Raw genomic sequence first — 17,900 nt, 5'->3', positions numbered from 1 at the left:
TAGATGTGGGCTTAGCATTCTAAATAGGAAAAACTCATCAGTTTTACACTTCTCAACGAGAGAAACCATTAAGCTGACTATACACTGGAAGACTCTGACATATGACAGATTTTTCTAAGGCTGATTTCACCTCAGAAGAGATTGTTAGTTACCTTAAACAAACAACTCAACTTAAAGGTATTTACCAAAAACTACTGAGTCAAAAAGTAATCCAGCATGGGGCTCGCATTAGAGATATAACAGTTACCCCTTCAGATGTTGAAGCTGAAGCGGAGCGTCTTCGCCGTGAGTATCACCTAGAAAAAGCGACTGACACCTTTGTTTGGCTAGCTGACCACTTAATGGGCGTTGATGATTGGGAAGCAGGCATATATTCAAACCTTTTAGAAAAAAAGCTAAAGGAAAGTTTATTTGCCTCAGATGTTGAGAAGTATTTTTCACAAAAGCGACTTCAGTTTGATCAAGTTTTGCTCTACCAGCTGCAAGTCAAAGAATCCCACATTGCCACAGAAATACGGTATCAGATTCTGGAAAAGGAAATCACATTCTATGCTGCGGCCCATGTATATGATATCAATTTAGACCGTCAGTTGCGATGTGGCTATGAGGGTAAGCTGTGCCGATGGCAATTGGAGCCCCATGTGGCCGCTGCTATTTTTGGCTCCCCCCCAGATAGCGTTATTGGCCCAATTGAAACAGACTCTGGCTATAGTCTGTTTATGGTTAAAGCCTTTATTGCAGCTCAGTTAACACAGGAGATTCGACAAGAGATTATTCAGGAGCTTTTTGATGAATGGTTGGCACAAGAGATTAACCATTTAGTTTATAGTGACTTGGATTCAAATCTATTGGATCCAGCCTTCACATAACCATGTGTCGAGACGATTGATTTAATAAGTACCCATGTAATTAGGAGAATTGGACCATGAAACGACAAAATTTTGTAAAAAAGCGTATTATTACTGCTAACGGACAGGTGGTTGCAGAGGCGAGTAGCACTGTTATTATTTCGGATAATTCGACCCCAGAGAAGACAAGTTATCAGCAATGGGTAGACGTAGACATATCTCCCAACCAGTCAAGTAGCTGTGCCAGTAGCCATTCTAGCGTGACGGAATAGCTTTGAAATGACTACTCACACACTGGAGGGAATCGATGAATAAAGCAGAGTTTGATGAAGTGATCGAGGCCATTCTTGATGGCAAATATTCTTGGGCTTGCGTTTTATTTCTTTATGGTGAAGGCCATAATCCACTTCAATATATGCCCTATCGAACCTATCATCGCTTAATGAAAGCAAATCGACATCAAGAGAGAGCGTTGCAAGAATCACTAACTATGCCTCAATGCTCTACAGGGCATCAAAACACTGGGCAAAAAATTACCGACCTCAAATACCTAAAGACCGTTGATACGTCTCAAATCAATATTAGAGGTGGCTGGAAACAATGGTTAAGCCAAACCGTTTCGCCCACATTGAAATGGAGTAACTAAAGTATCAACTCACCGGGTATCAACTCCATCACAGGTCCAGGCATCAGAACCTTACTGATGCCTGGCTTCTGGCTACATACATCTGAGGCTTCATCAATTAACCAATACTTCCCGACTTTAAGTTGATGCTCAACTCACCAGTTAGGATCAGCTGTGTAAGGACAATTATTGACTATTGTTTGACACAGCTGACTTTAATAGTGACATTATCTCGTTCCTGTAATGCGGTACGCAATGCGTGTTTAGCATCTGTCAGCGATGAATTCATGCTAATGGCTATGCGATAGGAGTCAATGGCAGCCTGTAGATCACCCAATTCCTTTTGCGAATTGCCCAAGGTGTAAGCCCTATCAGCATACCTTAATTGCTCAGATTGAGAGAGTTTGCCTTGATGATAAAGTATAGTCGCTATGCCTATATCTGCAGTTGGATCAGCAGGGTTAAGATTTAGTGCTTTTTGATAACAAGCAATGGCTTCATCCCAGGATTCCTCACCTTTTAACTGCAGCATTAGAGCCAGATGAGAGTAGGCATCCAACAGCTCGGGTTGCATCAGCGTGGCTTGTCGATAGTATGAAATCGCAACCTCCAACTCTTGCTGTTTCTGATATTTGTTGCCTAGCTCATAGTTAGCCAACGCATATTGATGATTTTCTGACGGTGGTAACTGCTTCTGGTCATATAGTATATTGGCAACAGCAACCTCAGCTTCCCGATAGGCGGGTTTCAGCTGCCACGCCCTTTGATAGCAAGCAAGAATATTATCGTTGTCTACGTCACCCTGGATCTGAAGGGTGAGTCCCAAATAATAAGAGGCTTCTGCCAAATCAGGCTGCATGGCAATGGCTTGTTGATAGTATGCGATCGCAACACTCAAATCACCTACCTGACGTCGCTGGTCTCCTAAATCCATATTGAGGTTTGCATAGTGCGAATATTTTTCAGAGGACAATTTACCTTGCTCATACAGGGCATTCGCCCAAATCACATCAGCCTCGACACATTCAGGCTGTAGGTCTTTAGCTTGTTGATAACAATCAATAGCGCCATCCCAGTCACCTTGCTGCTGTAATAAGTAGCCAAGATTATGGAAAATTGCTGCCGTAATCACAGGTACCGTAGGTAAATCAAGCGCTCGCCGAAAGGTCTGGTCAGCCCTATGTAAATGCCCCTGGGTTTGATAGAGCGTCCCTAAACTAAACCATGCCTTGAGATTGTCAGGTTGAAGCTCTAACAACTTTTTAAAAGATATTTCAGCCCCTTGCCAATCTCCAGTACGCTGACAAATAACGCCTAATCCATAGAGAGCCTCAGCATGCTCCGGCTGTGTATGCAAAATTTGACGATAACACTGCCCAGCCTCAGATAAACGGCCCGCCTGGTGATAAATTGAGGCAATTTCCAGGGCTTGAGGCAATGTCCTTATATCAAGCTGAGGCGATCGCTGTGACTCACCTCGACGTTGTAACGTTAAGATTTTAATATGCTGAGGCTGAGCACCCAACGAAAATTTATAGGCCTCATTTCCCATCAAAAAATCATACACCTCAAATTGGTTTTGAATAGCAAACTGAATACTCAATGCATGCAAAATTAAACCTGACGAGAGATTTTTAACCGCCTCATCACGTCCCCCCAACCAAAAAAGCATCGACTTCTTCTGCCAATCTATCAAATTGGCAATGGCACCCAGGGGTTGATCGTTTCGCCATAAAACTGGCAAATAAAGACAATGATATTCAAAACAACGTCGTAAACTCAAATCAGCATTTTCTAAAATGTTGCGACAGTGCTCATTGCCTTTTCGACCCGACCAGCTTTTTTCCCAAAAATTCAATAGAACTTTAATATGCTGATCCAGTGTTTCAGCTGTCGGTTGCGTTACCCTGAACTCACCATTTTGACTAACTTTTCTTAAAAGGCGTTTGACTTTTTGACGTGTATTCGAGCTTAATTTCTCTTGAAGATAGATATCCCAATTCTGAGGCAACAGAATATGGGGAACAATATTGTTATCTATAGAGTCAACATCACTCGTGTGATGAAGTTCCTGAACAAGATAGTTTTCTTTAGAAAAATCTTCTAATAATAACTTTGATCGAGTATCTGCTGTTGAAAGATTAGCAATGGTTAGAGTTGACCATGCTGTGAAATGTTGTAGCAAATAATTAGCAAAAGCAGAAGCCACATCTTTTTCATAGTTTGGAAGACAGATAAAAGGAATATGCATCGCATCTGTCACACCAATAATTGATAGTTCGTTATATAGCTGACCTGGTAGTTTTTCATCAGTATTAATAACGAGGGGAAAGAAAGCTACATAATTTTGATTGGGTTCAGTTTCCTTTGCAGCTAAAATCATCCAAGGTTGTTCATATGCTTCATGGCAATTAAGTCGACCATTTAGCCAAACCCAAGAAATAAAAAAAAGAGATTTAGGATCAGATTGGTATACCCATTCCCACTCTTCTTTTATTTCCTTAAATTGATCAAGCGTATCAACAACGTCAATTCTCATAGCTATATTGAACTTGTCGGCTATTGGCTGTATACAGTTGGTAGGCCTTGAAGCTTACTGGCTAACGATATCAGGTCAAAAAAGAACCACTGCATTCATCTGAAATCATCATCATCTGAATTACAGTGATTCTTTTAGGGGACTGAGTAGAGCTCTGACATCTAAGCTAATTTGGGCAGCACAGAGGTCTTGTTCAACCTACCTAAACAGTTAAATTGACCTATCCTATGCAACTCCTGAGAAAATTAGAGCGTTGTTGAATCTCGACATGAAACAATCCGTTAAATCTCAACTGTTAGCAAGTTTTACGAACAATTCACTCTCTAAATCAACAACGCTAGAATCGGATGCCAAATGCAAATTAGAGTAGAGGTGCTGATTACTGATTAGTCAACACTAACTTTAGTAATTGCAGTGGCTTTTGCATTCCCTTTGAATGCATAGGCACTAGCTTTTGAAGACGCATTCACCTTTACAACATCGATTTTAATTTTGACGCCACGACGACGGCGACGGCGATGAGAACCACCAACGATATCGGAAGATACAGTTGTTTCAAGATAGCTCAAATCAGAAATATACATTATCTTTCTCTCCAAGTTTTGTAGTATGCTCACCAACCAAGTTTCTGATTGGTGAGCATACTATATCTACCTGTTCTAAGAGAATGTTGCCAACTTGGCAGGAGTTTTTTTATACGTTGCCGTTACTAATCTTTGGTATAGCTCTTTACCTGTGAAATCTAGGCCATTAGCCCGTTTTATAGAGCACTTCATCTTCTAAATCAGTAAGGTTTTGATTCCTAGCTTCTGACGTCTAAGTACTATCCTTAGAAAAAGGTCTCGTTTTAAGGTGATATTCTCTTTATAGCTTCGTTACCCATAAAAATAAGAGTCAGTTACTTGACTGACTCTTAAACTTACTAGCCATGTTCAGATGAAAAAGACTAGATTTAATATTGTGACACAAGGACAATGGCTTCTGTTCAACCTTAGAAATCAGCTTACAGCTGAACAGAAGCAGAGGCGCGTGCCCGACCACCACCCACTGCAGTGGCACTGGCTAAAGCACTCCCCCTCAGGGCTCTGGCAAAAGCACTAACACGGCGAGTACCATGGGGGCCAACATAGGTTGTAAAATCGACGTCGAAATCAGCATCAAACTCGGCATCTAAAGCAACGTCGACACCCCGAGAGCTGCGACGAGAACCACCATGAATATAAAGCTGATTTGATATATCCTTGAAAAAATCAAGGTCTGAAATTATCAACTGACTCATTTTTTTCTCCTTATCGGACGATAAGTTGTTACAACGATGAGAAATGAACCTCGACAGACAGATAGTACAAACAGTGAAACGATCTTGCCATTTCCCCACTCGTTGTTAGAATACAACAGCAATGGGGCATCTGTAAGTTAAGGCTCACCAAAAGAACAATATGGTGCCTGATCTTTTGGTGAGCCTTAAAGGTTCCCATCCTTGCAAATACTAGGATTGTTGAATGGTAAAGCTGATCAAATTAGAAATAGATCAAAGATCCACTCCAATAGAATCTGCTAAACTTAACGACGACGACGACGTCTGCTATTGCTAGCATACGATGTGGAGCTAGCGTAAGAACTGGAGCCAATACCAGCCGCCGCATTAGTTTCTACATAAGCATCGGTTCTAGTGTATTTACCCAGTGCATCTGCAGCCGCATCAGCTGTAGCTTTAGCAGATCCACCGCGATGACGACGGCGACGACGACCACCTAAGATATTTGTTGTTTCAGAAACAGTACCTAGATAGCTTAGATCGTTGATATTCATGAGTTTGGCTCTCCAAAGAAGATGTCTAAAGCAACCTTTTGTTGCTGTTGTAGATACAATATTGTTTTTTTTGAGAAAGATGTGGCCATTTTGGCAGATTCTTGGAAAAATATCGCATTTAGTTCGGCAGCTGACATTTTTAGCAAGTGTGGCCATTTTGGCAGTTTTGACCAATATCAAACTCAGTTAAGTTACCTCAAAACACATTTTCCCCCTCAACGACCTTAAAGCAAAGGAGCGTTAAAGGGGGAAAAGACAAAGAGAAGAGATGTTTAAATAATGTGAGACAATCTCTTAATCAATTAAGATCTCCTTACACTAGCCATGGAGCCTTTTTTTTAATGAGAAGCCAGTTAAGCCTAAGAGTGGTGCAATTAAAGCTAATACACCAGTGGGTTCTGGCACCGACTGTTTACAGTCTTGCTGGCTGGCAGCCGTTGCCACACAGGCAGAACTGGTTTTAACTTCCACCAGTTGTAGGTAGGTATCTGTGTCAAAGCTACGGCTATAGGATCCTTCCACAAAGGCATCGACAAACTCACTTTGTCCGCCAAAGGATGTGTCAAAGAACGTGTCAAATGTCAGCGCACCGCTCGTCTGTGGTTCAGTGAAATTATCGTCTGAGCCAAGTGCGGATAAACGTCCACTGAGTGTAAAGGTATCCAAAAGAGATAAAGAATTGGATTGAGTACCTCCATAGAGAGCGAATGAGACTTCACCAGTTGCCTGGGCAGCTTCAACATCAGGACGATCAATCTCTGTTTCGAGCAGCAGCGAGGCAATAAAGTCAAAGCTAAAACTGTTGCCAGAGGCGACAAAGAAGTCACCAATGACTTCAGAAAAGCTTTCACCAATGCCAAAATAGTTGTTGCCGTCGTCACCTATCGCCTCGCTAAATGCGACATTACAGGCACCAGGATTTCCTAAGCCGAACAAACATGAATCTGCACCAGCCGCATCATTAAAAGCTGCAGCATCTGCTATAGCATCTACCATAACTTCACCATCTTCGGCGATGGCAATAGTATCCGTATTTGTATCTGTTGCGCTACCAAAGAAATCTTGATTAAAGGTTACTTCTAGTAAGCTTTCTGAAAACGCAAGACTAGCGGCCTGACCGGGGGATGAGATCGCAACCACCCCCGACGTAACAGAAGCCATCAAAAGCCAAGAGGCTTTACCTAAACATCGATTCATGGAATCTCCTGACATAAATTAATTTAAAAAGCATGCGTCATGACGCAATTACGTCATTTGAATTGGTATTTGCCACAGGGAATTTCTAAAAACAGACAGCCCGTTCCTGATCTGACTTGGCAGATGTGTTGGGGTATTTGCCAGTTCAATCGCTTAGTAATCTGTTGTTCTCAACGATTACGTCTGTTTTTAGCAATCGAGCCAGGCTAAAGATAACAAGTTGTTCAAATACGTCCAGGCAGTTGTAGACAAATAAGTCTTCGTTGCTTCTGCATTAAATCCAACAGAATTATTTAAATTGAGATGCTCAACAGCTCACTACAATGAGTGACAGATTGGTTATGCCCCCCTCTGTCGCGATGCGACTATGCAAACTATGGCACCCTAAGATATCTTACCGACTAAAACAGTGGCAGATATCTAACTTGACACCCGGTAGTCACACTCTAATGGAGACTTAAATTAGGTTGAGACTATAGTGTTTTAGCGTTTAACTGTTGATTAGCACCTAAGTGCTTTCCCGTAAGTACATTTAACTGTATTGCCAGGGTCCCTAGGCAAAGCCAAAATAAAGTCTGTGGTGACTTTAATAAAGATTACTCAGTAAAGTTGCCCTAACCCACCTGTCCATATATGTTTGATGACTTAGACCACGGAATCAAGCAGCGATTGTAGCTGCCATGTATGGTCTTCTGACAGTCGTAATATAGATTGATGGTATGCTTCCAGAGATTTGCGATGGCCAACACTAAGGTAAGCGGTTTTGGTAGCCGCTAAATGACCATACAGTTGTTGTTCATTGTCACGATCAAGGGCACTGGTGGCTTCATCGAGAATTGTATATTTTGGCTGATGCAGCAGCACTCGGGCAAAACTCAGTCGCTGTTGTTCCCCGAGGGATAACACATCGCTCCATTCTTCTTCAGCATCAAAGCCACCAAAGCGTTCATCTAAGTCAGGCAAGTTAACTTGCTGAAGTGCTGTTTTGAGCTGGGCATCATTTAACTCAATATCGGGATAGGGATAGAGCAACTGCTGCCGGAGGCTACCTAAAATCATGTAGGGCTTTTGCGGTAGAAATAGCAAGTACTCCAGTTCGGGGCGCTCAATGGTGCCGTTGCCAGAGTTCCATAGACCTGCGATCGCACGCATCAGCGAACTCTTGCCACAACCACTGGGGCCAACCACCAGTAGCGAACTTTGGGTATCTAATGCCAACGAGAGATCTTCAATTAGCGTGCGCTGATAGTTAGGCGTCTGCAATGTCAAATTCTGTAGCGCCAACTCTAAACCAATCTCACGATTGATAACGGGGTGGGCAACAACTATTGCCGACTCTGCCTGCTCTATTTCCTCTTGAGTATTCTCCTCTGGTGAACTCTCTGGCTCCTCAATGTGGCCAAGGGATGTGGCAAAGTCATAGAGACGATCAATCCCAGCCCCAAACGCAGTCAAGGATTGAAAGCGGGCAACAATCAGGTTAAGAGAGAAGAAAACGCGAATAAATGCCCCCTGGGCTTCGCTGACCTTACCCACTTCGATATCACCGTTGAATATGCCAGGGGCAACCACCAGCGCCGGTAAGATAAACGGAATAAATTCATAGGCATTGGTCACACCATTCAGTCCTAACTCCCAGCCCAGCAGACGCTTGTAATTATCAAACGCCGCCATAAATCGGTTATTAACCTGGGTCGATTCTTGAGTCTCACCTTGGTAAAATGCGATCGCTTCAGCATTCTCGCGCACCCGCACCAGGCTAAACCGAAAATTAGCTTCCCGCTTCAACTGTTCAAAATTTAGACGAACCAGGGGCTGGCCAAACACACCCACTGTGACCAGGGTGCCGACAATGGCATAGCCCACCAAAAAGAGTACCAGCTCTTTAGAAATTCCCAACAAGACGCCACTAAAGGCAATAATTTCCAAAATTGAATCAGACAGCACCAGCAGTAAGGTCAGGGACTCTTGGGTAAAGTTCTTAACATCCTCAGCAATCCGCTGGTCAGGGTTATCAATATCAGGATCAAACTGATTAATGCGGTAGAACGCTCTATCAGCAAAGTAACGCTCTACAAAGTCGCCAGTCAGCCAGCGTCGCCAGGCCAGACCCAGACGGTCACGCAGGTAGGTGTAGCCTGCCAGCAGCGGCGCATAAACGACTAGAACACTGATAAAAATGACAACGGTTTGCCAAAATCGGGATTCATTTTTGGCAGACAACGCAGAGATCAGCTCCCCCCGCTGATTATTGAGGACAACGCTAAGACCGGTATAGGCCAGGAGAAGTACAACAATGATGAGCAGCAGTCCTCGGGCTTTCCACTTTTCATTGCTGAACCAGTAGGTTTTGGCAATGGTCCAGAAACGTTGAAAGATTTGGAGGTTAAAGCGTTGCATAGAGGAGAATTCATAGCCAGATCCGGTCTTGTTAGTGTAAAGGGTTTAGCGGAGCAGTGGCTATTTACTGGGGCTTTTCATTCCAGATCTGACGATGGATTTTCCAATCTCCCTGCTCTTTTTGCATGAGCCATAGGCCCCGAAACTTAATTTGCACCGATGGGCTGCCATCGTGGGGGTGTACGGTCACCATGGCGATGCCAGTGACGTAGCCAAAGTCTCCCATAACCTGGATTTCTTCGGCGGTGAGTGTGGGAGCTAGATCTTTATCGGCAACCTGCTGCGCATATCCTGCTGCAATACTGGCTCTACCGTAATGGTCAGGAACATGGGGTGGCATTTGTATAGCTGCTTTGGTAAACATGGCGGCATAGGCATCGGAATCTTTGGCCCTGGCGTTTTCGGGATAGATGTCCTCGAATATTGTTTTGATTTGGTTGCGATCGCTAACCGACATAATTCCCTCTCTAATGATTCTTGCAGGTGTAGAGATCTCTTCCGCTGTAACTTACTTGCCTAATCCGCTTAAGTTTTGCACTCTGGTATACATCTCAAACGTCAGCAGGTTATAGCCTTGAGAACGTGCCCAACATAGAAAGACCTTGACCCCCAATATGTAACTATTCGATCTTACGTCCTATCCCTACGCCTACGCTCGTCCTGTCATGTTGGGAACACGGGGGGCTGTGGCAACTTCTCAACCGCTAGCAGCAGCAACGGGGGCAGAAATTTTGAGGCGGCGCTGGTTGTATTTTGTGAGCTTGTGGGCCGCAATAGAACAGGTAGTGCCAAAATTTACACTACTGAGTTGACGATACTGAAATTTATGTGCTCAAGTTTCGCTAGACTATCGGCATTTGAGTACCTAGCGTACAATTTGTATACAGTATATTGATGTAAATCACAGATAGAATGAGATGCAAGTCATATTGCAATCAAACCCAAGATGCATTTGCGTCTGTCTGTCGTTGCATTAACACTGACACTGAATATTCCCAAACGTTGCATCTGCTCAAATCAACCAAAGCTATATTTCTTTATTGACTGATTAAATGCACGGCAAAATAGATATATTGTGGCTGGTGTGCAGCGCTGGTCTGGTTTTTTTAATGCAAGCAGGGTTTCTGTGTCTGGAGGCCGGAGCAACTCGTCGTAAAAATAGCATTAATGTTGTTATTAAAAATATTGCTGATCTCAGTGTCTCAGTCCTCATTTTCTGGACCATTGGTTATGGTCTCATGTTTGGCCAATCCTACGGTGGATGGTTAGGTAACAATAGCTACTGTCCACCCCTAGAACAACTATCTGCCTGGTTTAATGCATTTTTCCTCTTCCAGGCCATGTTTTGTAGCACAGCTGTGACCATTTTATCGGGGGCAGCCGCTGAACGGATTAGTTTTAAAGGTTACATTGCCATCTCCGTAATTATTTCAGGTCTGATCTATCCCCTATTTGGTCACTGGAGTTGGAATGGATTGTTCCAGGGAGAAATGCTGGGATGGTTGGGGCAGCAAGGCTTTATTGATTTTGCGGGTTCCACCGTGGTGCACAGTGTGGGGGGGTGGAGCGCCCTGGCAACTATTTTATTTATTGGCCCCCGCTTGGGCCGGTTTTCTAAAAAGCGATCGCACCAGAGTATCTCAGGTTCCGACTTTCCCCTTTCGTTTCTCGGCACAATGCTGCTCTGGTTTGGCTGGTTTGGCTTCAATGGGGGCAGTGCCCTGGCGTTGAATGATAATGTTCCCAACATTTTGACCCATACCCTATTAGCCGGGGCCGCTGGCATCGTTACCCCCATACTCATAGCCCTCATTCGCCAAAAGACCCTGACCGTTAGTACAACCATGAACGGGGCCCTGGCAGGGCTAGTCGCGATTACGGCCAACTGTCACGCTGTATCCACAGCTGAATCTCTCCTGATTGGTGGCGTCGGCAGTTTGTGCATGTTATGGCTCACCAAACTGATGGAGCACTGGCATATTGATGACGCCGTTGGTGCAATTCCCGTCCATCTAGGGGCCGGTATATGGGGCACCTTAGCCGTCGCTATTTTTGCGGATCCGGTCATTCTCAACACAGGTCTGAGCCCACTAGAACAGCTTAAAGTTCAAGTATCTGGCATCCTAGCCTGTGGCCTATGGAGCTTTACAGCAACACTATTGGCTCTGGTACTTTTGGATCGTTGCTTTGCCCTCAGGGTTACTGCTCGGCAAGAGTATGTGGGACTTAATATCACTGAACACCAGGCTAGAAACCCACTACAGGATTTTTATACAACCATCAGTCACCATGCACGCACGGGTAAACGAACGCGACGCATACCAGTCGATACCTTTTATGAAGAAGGGCAACTGTCCCAGTGGTATTTTCAGGTAGTCACAACATTAGAAAAAGCAATTGAAAAAACAGAAGCAATTTTTGAAACAGCGGGTGAAGGAATTTTATCCGTTTCTGTGGATCAGCTCCTGATTCAAACCACAAACCCTTCAGTTGAGCGTATCTTTGGCAACTCTAAGTCAGAGATGATTGGACACAATTTTTCACACTTTGTCTATTTGGAAAACTGTACCTGGGACAATAAAGTAGTCTGTCTCAAACGGTTACTGCAGCTAACCAGCGACAGTCAACAACCCCATGAAATTTTAGGGAGACATATTGAAGGGCATTTATTTCCCCTTGAAATAACCGTTACCCAGACACAGGTTTTTGACGATCTTTTTTATACCATCATGATTCGTGACATCACAGCGCGCAAGGTGGCCGAGGCTGAACTACGCTGTTCTGAACAACGCGAACGAAATAAGACTATCGAGCTGACTAACACCCTGAATAAACTGAAACAAACCCAGGTCCAGTTAGTGCACAGCGAGAAAATGGCAGGCTTGGGGCAGTTGGTAGCGGGCATGGCCCACGAGATTAATAATCCGGCAACCTTCATACAGGGTAATCTATCCCATGCCGCTGACTATGCTCAGAATTTGATCCAGTTAATATCCCTTTATCGCCAGGGATACCAAGCCTTATCACCCCAGACCCAGACTCAACTACAGGCTCAATCTGTTATTGACGATCAAGAAATTGATTTTTTGCTAGATGATTTTCCAAAGCTAATTAATTCTATGCAGGTTGGTGCAGAACGTATTGGTGACATTATAAAATCACTGCAAACCTTTGCACATCAAGACAAAGCAGATTTCAAAGCGGTCGATCTCCATGCGGGGTTAGAAAATGCATTACTGCTTTTAACCCATCGTCTAGACTCAGCCCATACGCCCGTTGTTATCGAACGCCACTATGGACAACTACCTAAAGTGCCATGCTATGCCAGAAATTTAAACCAGGCGTTTCTCAATGTTTTGACCAATGCGGTGGATGCCGTAACGATGCCTGCCTGTGCTCAACCTAAAATTGCGATCGCAACCCACGCTACCGATCAACTTGTCACTATTACTATAAAGAACAACGGACCAGGCATTCCTCCAGAAATTAAATCCAATATCTTTAACCCATTTTTTACCACCAAACCCGTCGGTGAAGGGACTGGCTTAGGCCTGGCGACAACCCATCAAATCATCGTCAACCAGCATCATGGAAAGATCTATACTACAACAGGAAAGGAAACTACCTTTGTCATCGAAATTCCGTTGCCTTAGAGAAATTTGGTTACATGTAGGTGGTAAGCTTAGCTTCGCAGAGAATCGTTTACAACGAGAGAGTGCAGCCTTTGATAAATTTAGTAATCTCGTAGGATGGCGTGTGGGAGTTATGGGACCAATGACGGATGTAGATTTTAATTCTTCCAAATTTGAGTTTGGACAGGATGACTAGCTCTGAAGATACAAAGGTGGGGAGGTTAGATCTCCTATGCCCATTGCCAACCGTTATATCTGCCCAACTTTTCCAAATCGGTTAGGGTGGGCAAGCATCAATATCGGTAGGGGTTATAACAGATATCCATAGGTGTTTGCCCACCCTACGGTTGTTTTTCTCCATAGAGTTAATAAAATAAGACCAATGGGGGCAAACTCCTGATAGGGTCCATAGGATGGTGTCAAAACAACTGGCATAAAAACAACAATGAGCTATCAGCAGGCAGTGGATTGTGTTGAGCGGGGCGAACTACGTACAGCATTAGCCCTATTGGATCAGGTGATTTTAGCCAACTCGCAACAGACAGAGGCGTACCGACTACGGGGACGGACACGGCTTCAGGTGGGAGATAGTGCGGGAGCGATCGCAGATTACACCAAAGTCATCCAACGAGAACCAACGGCGCAGGCGTACCTGGGACGAGCCCTCGCCTATGTCACTACCGCCACACCGTCATCAGCCATTATCGATGCCCAGCAAGCATTAAAGCTAGATCCTCAGCTAGCAGCAGCGCAACAATTATTAGGTAAAATGTATCGTCAGGTGGGTCAGCCCCAAGCAGCAATCAACGCCTATAAGGCAGCCACTAAGTTATATCTGGCACAAAAGGATAAGGCGAACGCAACCGCTTGCTTGGAGCAGGCGAATCAGTTACAGACAGAGTTAAATCAGCCAGTCACGCCGACCGCTAAGGTATCCCAGACTCCAGGAAAGACCTCTGGAACACCAGCTCCCATGGTGTCACCAACAGAATTTTTGCAGCGGGCAAGGGAAAAAGTGACCCAAGGTCTATTCAGACAAGCATTGGCAGATCTAAATTGGTTGTTGGAGATCGATCCGAATCATCTAGAGGCCCTGTGCGATCGTGCCTATCTCCAAGCCCAGCTCCATCGTTACGAGGCAGCAACACGAGATATGACCAGGGTGCAGCAGCTAGCTCCCGAAGATCCGATGGTTCAGGTGCAACGGGCCAAAATTCGGCTGGCATTGGGAGATGCCTACGGGGCAATGACAACAATAACAGAGTTGATCAAAACAGAGGCGACAGCAGAGCGGCTGACGATACGGGGGCAAGCCTATCAACAGCTGGGAGATATGGACAATGCGTTTAAGGATTATTCGAATGCGATCGCAATAAAGCCATCAGCTGAACTATATGATGCGCGAGCATCGGTACAGTCTGGGAAGGAGGCGTTGGCGGATTATCGGCAGGCGGCATCATTATGGCTAGATCAGGGGAATTGGCGAGCGCAGAAGGTAGCCGCGAATCGGGCGGAGGCAATTCGTCAGGAGTTGGATCAAGAAAAGGCGGAGGTCGAGGCGGAGCGGTTAATTCGGGTGCCGATTAAGGCGATGCGGTCGGGGATGCCGGTGATTGAGGTACGGTTTAATGATCGACACTCGTTTGATATGTTGATGCAGCAGGATTTGCCTCGCACCATTATTACCGAGACGATGGCATCGATGTTGGGGATTAAGGGGACTCCAGGGGGATTTTTGCAGATTCCAGGTGAGACGGCGGTTCCGATCAGTAATGGTTGGGTGCGATCGATTCGGGTGCAGTCGGCAGCCGCGATGAATGTGCATGTTGCGATCGCGCCCAGCTTTTCAGCCGGTCTCCTCGGCCAAGATTTCCTGGCCTATTACAATGTCCGCATCCTGGCCAACGAAGTCGAACTCTACCGTCGTCAGTAATAGTTGTCAGGTCGTTTGGGGGGATGGGGCATCGATGCAGCTCCAGGGGCATTTGCAGATGATTTCGGATTTAGTAGCTCATGGATTGAATTTGCAGGCGGCACTGGATGCAATCTGTTGACAGTTTGATCAGGGTAATCGGGTGTTTTTGGAGCAGACGGTGCCACGGCATGTGGCGTTGGGGGTAAGTGATCTTTACCATGATGTGCAAGTTGTTGCGGACCCAGGGATATTTGGGAAGGGGCAATTGATTTTGCGGTTGGAGAATGGTGTGCTGGCGGCAAAATCGGAATTACAGGCGGATGGGATGGCTCCCAGTATGTAATGCCTATGAGCCTTACATACTGGGAGCAGCTATCTTTGTGATTTTTACCCTAACGTCTTTTTGGTGGTTTCTTTGATTTTTGAGGTAGTTGCGCGCTGGCTAGCGTAGATTTTTGGATTACAGTTGGCTTTCAAAAGGCATCCTAGCCGATATATTTAGCAACGAACTAGCGAGGTTACATATTGACTAAAAATTAGCTATAAAAGCTATACAGACTATGTAATTAGGTGATTGGGAGGAAAGGCTATTAGTGTCCCTCTTGGATTTTTCTTAACAGACAAGCAAGTTAGAAGCAGCATTGAACTGATAACTTGTCAAGTTCAGTCTAGCTCACGAAACCATCGAAGTTTAGACTTGGAAATTCTTAGAAGAGAAAATGCTCTTGCCAGCATAGATGTAGATAAATTTTATGCTGACTACATTCAAAATGATCTTTGCTTTAATTACCCCAATTTATTCTGTTCAACTCCATATTCTGTACCTAAAGGTGATGGTGGAGTGCGTCAATTTCACTTCCTTGAGTTTCCTCTCTGGATCCTTTACTATGCCTTAGCTTTTTATTTTCTTGATTTAACACAAGCAATTCGAATTGAGTTAAATGGCATTCAAAAGCGTGCATCGATCCATACTTACTATGGCGCAAATATTCGTTTAGATGATCCCCAAAGAAGTCAGATTCATTATCAAGAAGACTATCAAGAATTCACAAGAAACATACGCCGAACTGTACGTCAACAGATACAAGGACATAAGGTAGCTGTTCTGCATCTGGACATCCAAGATTTCTTCCGCTCAATTGATCACTCTAGACTTATCGAAGTATTGGCTGAACAGGCTTTACCTGCATCACAGTTGCGTCTTCACTATGATGAACATACAAGATTGGCAATTCGAGAAATTTTATTCCTAATAATGCAACGATCAGAAGGGCTGCCAATATCCCAACAGAATATTGCTTCTAACCTTTTGAGTCATTTATTTCTTTATCCTCTTGATTGTTATATACATGAAATTCAAATAGAAGGTATTCCTTCACTTACTTTTCATCGATATGTTGATGACATGTTTCTTACTGTTCAATTTCCTGATACGGATACCCACGAGGATATTGGAACAAGAATGCTAGATATCTCTACTCGGATTGGCGAATATTTGTCCAGCAATCTTGCTCTAAGCCTAAATCCACTTAAAACTAGGCTAGATATTCTGACAACAGAAGATGAAGTTGATGATTTGATTGAGCGTAGCCGATTAGTTAGTTTTTATCAACCTCTACCAGAAGAAGGTGGAGAATCCCCTCAGGAAACTCTAAAGCGTGCAATTCTGGTGTTAGGTAGCCTAAGAGAGAAGTTTAGAAGTCAAGGCTACATAGATAGAATTGCAGCCAATGATGATTTAGCATTGAAGCAGTGCTTTCAGAAAGCCGTTGTGAACTATACGTGTAGCGAGGAGGCTAAACAACAACTTAAGACTGTTTTTCAAGATTGGAATCCCGTATTAACATTAAAAAGTATCAAGATTTTAGTATTTCTGATCTCACGTGTTCCAATTGTATTGAATACACTTTTAACTCATATATGTGAAGGGTTGAGAGTTCAAAAACCATCCTCAACTACTATTTACTTAGCAGAGCATTTAATGCTCATTGATGAATATAATGGAGAATTTGATAACGAAGTTAGACATCTTTCTCAAAGAAACTCCAATCCACACAGTGGCTTACTTAGCCGTCTTGTCGAGCCTCTTACTTTCTCAACAGCTCGCTATATCGATATAGAAGACGGGCACTTACAAACGCACAGAAGTTTAATGCAACAAGTTCGACGTACTATCCTTGCAGAAAAACGTGGCGTTCATGGTTTAGCCTATAATCATTTATTGAATACTTTGCAAGAATGGTGTTTCTGCAATCAGCAACCCTCAATAAGTCGCAGTCATTATGACCGCAAACAAGTTGTTGCTTGGCTGGAATCTATTGCAAGTCACTCTGAACTTATGTTTGTAATAACTATATTTGATCGCCGTAACCGTAATACCATTTCACATCCTGGTGATGAAAGTGCTGAAATAGCTCCAGTAAGTCAAAATGAATATGAGGAACATTTGCAAAAACTTAATCTTATCTTGCCTAATATTAGCCGACGACTTTCTGCCAACTCTAATAGAACATAAGGTTTTATCCACAAGATATTTCTATTGCTAATTACTCTATTGCTAATTACTTATTATGCCCAAATGGTTCAACACGGCTGGCCCTTGCCAGCCTGAAATCCATTACATGTTACCGCCCACCGCACGGTTCCCAGGCCTCGAGCGCATTATCGCTCAACGCGGCTACTTCGTCGTCCATGCCCCCCGCCAAACCGGTAAAACCACCGCCATGTTGGCCCTGGCCCAAGAACTAACCGCCAGCGATCGCTACACCGCCATCATGGTCTCCACCGAAGTCGGCCAACCCTTCAGCCACGATCCAGACAAAGCCGCAACAACATCCTAGAATCCTGACGACAGGCCGCCAGAGCCTGGTTATCCCCAAACATGAAAATCTCGTATGCATAGTGCCTTTTGCATACCTAAAATATCAAAAGC

At 44.2% G+C, this 17,900-nt stretch carries 14 protein-coding genes and 1 pseudogene; 8 read left to right on the top strand and 7 right to left on the bottom strand.

All coding sequences use genetic code 11. The annotated features are described in order from the left end of the window. Nucleotides 1-101 precede the first annotated feature (101 nt). The 3 genes from SPB21_RS05465 to SPB21_RS05455 are packed head-to-tail and all read left to right on the top strand — an operon-like array spanning nt 102 to nt 1,494. Complete coding sequence (locus tag SPB21_RS05465) at nt 102-869, top strand: peptidylprolyl isomerase (protein ID WP_499865860.1); 768 nt, start codon at nt 102-104, stop codon at nt 867-869. A 56-nt stretch (nt 870-925) separates the two neighbouring features. Then, nucleotides 926-1,120, top strand: coding sequence for a hypothetical protein (locus tag SPB21_RS05460; protein ID WP_163664486.1), 195 nt, complete (start codon nt 926-928; stop codon nt 1,118-1,120). A 35-nt stretch (nt 1,121-1,155) separates the two neighbouring features. Next, a complete protein-coding gene (locus SPB21_RS05455; RefSeq protein ID WP_163664487.1) occupies nt 1,156-1,494 on the top strand; it encodes a HetP family heterocyst commitment protein in 339 nt (112 codons plus the stop codon). A 172-nt stretch (nt 1,495-1,666) separates the two neighbouring features. Here the strand turns inward: SPB21_RS05455 and SPB21_RS05450 are convergent, their stop codons facing one another. From SPB21_RS05450 to SPB21_RS05420, 7 genes are all read right to left on the bottom strand, one after another. Continuing rightward, nucleotides 1,667-4,012 carry a GNAT family N-acetyltransferase gene (locus SPB21_RS05450; RefSeq protein ID WP_499865858.1) on the bottom strand — a complete coding sequence of 782 codons (2,346 nt, stop codon included), beginning with the start codon at nt 4,010-4,012 and terminating at the stop codon, nt 1,667-1,669. A 386-nt stretch (nt 4,013-4,398) separates the two neighbouring features. Further along, nucleotides 4,399-4,596 carry a hypothetical protein gene (locus SPB21_RS05445; protein ID WP_163664491.1) on the bottom strand — a complete coding sequence of 66 codons (198 nt, stop codon included), beginning with the start codon at nt 4,594-4,596 and terminating at the stop codon, nt 4,399-4,401. A 419-nt stretch (nt 4,597-5,015) separates the two neighbouring features. Beyond that, nucleotides 5,016-5,291, bottom strand: a complete 276-nt coding sequence (locus tag SPB21_RS05440; protein ID WP_163699829.1) for a hypothetical protein — start codon at nt 5,289-5,291, stop codon at nt 5,016-5,018. Nucleotides 5,292-5,575: 284 nt separating this feature from the next. Next, nucleotides 5,576-5,824, bottom strand: coding sequence for a hypothetical protein (locus SPB21_RS05435; RefSeq protein ID WP_163664495.1), 249 nt, complete (start codon nt 5,822-5,824; stop codon nt 5,576-5,578). Nucleotides 5,825-6,142: 318 nt separating this feature from the next. After that, the gene (locus SPB21_RS05430; RefSeq protein WP_499865856.1) at nt 6,143-7,021 is read right to left on the bottom strand and encodes a hypothetical protein; all 879 of its coding nucleotides are present in this window, start codon (nt 7,019-7,021) and stop codon (nt 6,143-6,145) included. Between the two features lie 645 nt (nt 7,022-7,666). Then, complete coding sequence (locus SPB21_RS05425) at nt 7,667-9,421, bottom strand: ABC transporter ATP-binding protein/permease (protein ID WP_499865854.1); 1,755 nt, start codon at nt 9,419-9,421, stop codon at nt 7,667-7,669. Between the two features lie 64 nt (nt 9,422-9,485). Then, nucleotides 9,486-9,878, bottom strand: coding sequence for a YybH family protein (locus tag SPB21_RS05420; RefSeq protein WP_163664501.1), 393 nt, complete (start codon nt 9,876-9,878; stop codon nt 9,486-9,488). A 595-nt stretch (nt 9,879-10,473) separates the two neighbouring features. Here SPB21_RS05420 and amt point away from each other — a divergent pair. From amt to SPB21_RS05395, 5 genes and pseudogenes are all read left to right on the top strand, one after another. Further along, nucleotides 10,474-13,074: an ammonium transporter gene (gene amt / locus SPB21_RS05415; RefSeq protein ID WP_163699835.1), complete on the top strand. Its 2,601-nt coding sequence runs from the start codon at nt 10,474-10,476 to the stop codon at nt 13,072-13,074. A 424-nt stretch (nt 13,075-13,498) separates the two neighbouring features. Then, nucleotides 13,499-14,986 carry a tetratricopeptide repeat protein gene (locus SPB21_RS05410; RefSeq protein ID WP_499865852.1) on the top strand — a complete coding sequence of 496 codons (1,488 nt, stop codon included), beginning with the start codon at nt 13,499-13,501 and terminating at the stop codon, nt 14,984-14,986. A gap of 142 nt (nt 14,987-15,128) precedes the next feature. Then, a complete protein-coding gene (locus SPB21_RS05405) occupies nt 15,129-15,311 on the top strand; it encodes a hypothetical protein (protein WP_499865851.1) in 183 nt (60 codons plus the stop codon). A gap of 354 nt (nt 15,312-15,665) precedes the next feature. After that, nucleotides 15,666-17,483 (top strand): hypothetical protein, encoded by a 1,818-nt coding sequence (locus tag SPB21_RS05400; protein ID WP_499865849.1) that lies wholly within the window; start codon nt 15,666-15,668, stop codon nt 17,481-17,483. A gap of 55 nt (nt 17,484-17,538) precedes the next feature. After that, nucleotides 17,539-17,793 (top strand): annotated as a pseudogene (locus tag SPB21_RS05395) (ATP-binding protein); the annotation flags it as partial. Nucleotides 17,794-17,900 lie beyond the last annotated feature (107 nt).

Origin of the sequence: Leptothoe sp. ISB3NOV94-8A (genome assembly GCF_043421595.1) — a bacterium.
Classification (GTDB): Bacteria; Cyanobacteriota; Cyanobacteriia; order Phormidesmidales; family Phormidesmidaceae; genus Leptothoe; species Leptothoe turfae.
Note: the sequence above shows the minus strand (reverse complement) of the source record. Positions and strands in the feature narration are given on the sequence as shown.

Coding starts and splice junctions, on each gene's coding strand:
- SPB21_RS05465 (WP_499865860.1), top strand. CDS start 102: ATGACAGATTTTTCTAAGGCTGATTTCACCTCAGAAGAGATTGTTAGT.
- SPB21_RS05460 (WP_163664486.1), top strand. CDS start 926: ATGAAACGACAAAATTTTGTAAAAAAGCGTATTATTACTGCTAACGGA.
- SPB21_RS05455 (WP_163664487.1), top strand. CDS start 1,156: ATGAATAAAGCAGAGTTTGATGAAGTGATCGAGGCCATTCTTGATGGC.
- SPB21_RS05450 (WP_499865858.1), bottom strand. CDS start 4,012: ATGAGAATTGACGTTGTTGATACGCTTGATCAATTTAAGGAAATAAAA.
- SPB21_RS05445 (WP_163664491.1), bottom strand. CDS start 4,596: ATGTATATTTCTGATTTGAGCTATCTTGAAACAACTGTATCTTCCGAT.
- SPB21_RS05440 (WP_163699829.1), bottom strand. CDS start 5,291: ATGAGTCAGTTGATAATTTCAGACCTTGATTTTTTCAAGGATATATCA.
- SPB21_RS05435 (WP_163664495.1), bottom strand. CDS start 5,824: ATGAATATCAACGATCTAAGCTATCTAGGTACTGTTTCTGAAACAACA.
- SPB21_RS05430 (WP_499865856.1), bottom strand. CDS start 7,021: ATGAATCGATGTTTAGGTAAAGCCTCTTGGCTTTTGATGGCTTCTGTT.
- SPB21_RS05425 (WP_499865854.1), bottom strand. CDS start 9,421: ATGCAACGCTTTAACCTCCAAATCTTTCAACGTTTCTGGACCATTGCC.
- SPB21_RS05420 (WP_163664501.1), bottom strand. CDS start 9,878: ATGTCGGTTAGCGATCGCAACCAAATCAAAACAATATTCGAGGACATC.
- amt (WP_163699835.1), top strand. CDS start 10,474: ATGCACGGCAAAATAGATATATTGTGGCTGGTGTGCAGCGCTGGTCTG.
- SPB21_RS05410 (WP_499865852.1), top strand. CDS start 13,499: ATGAGCTATCAGCAGGCAGTGGATTGTGTTGAGCGGGGCGAACTACGT.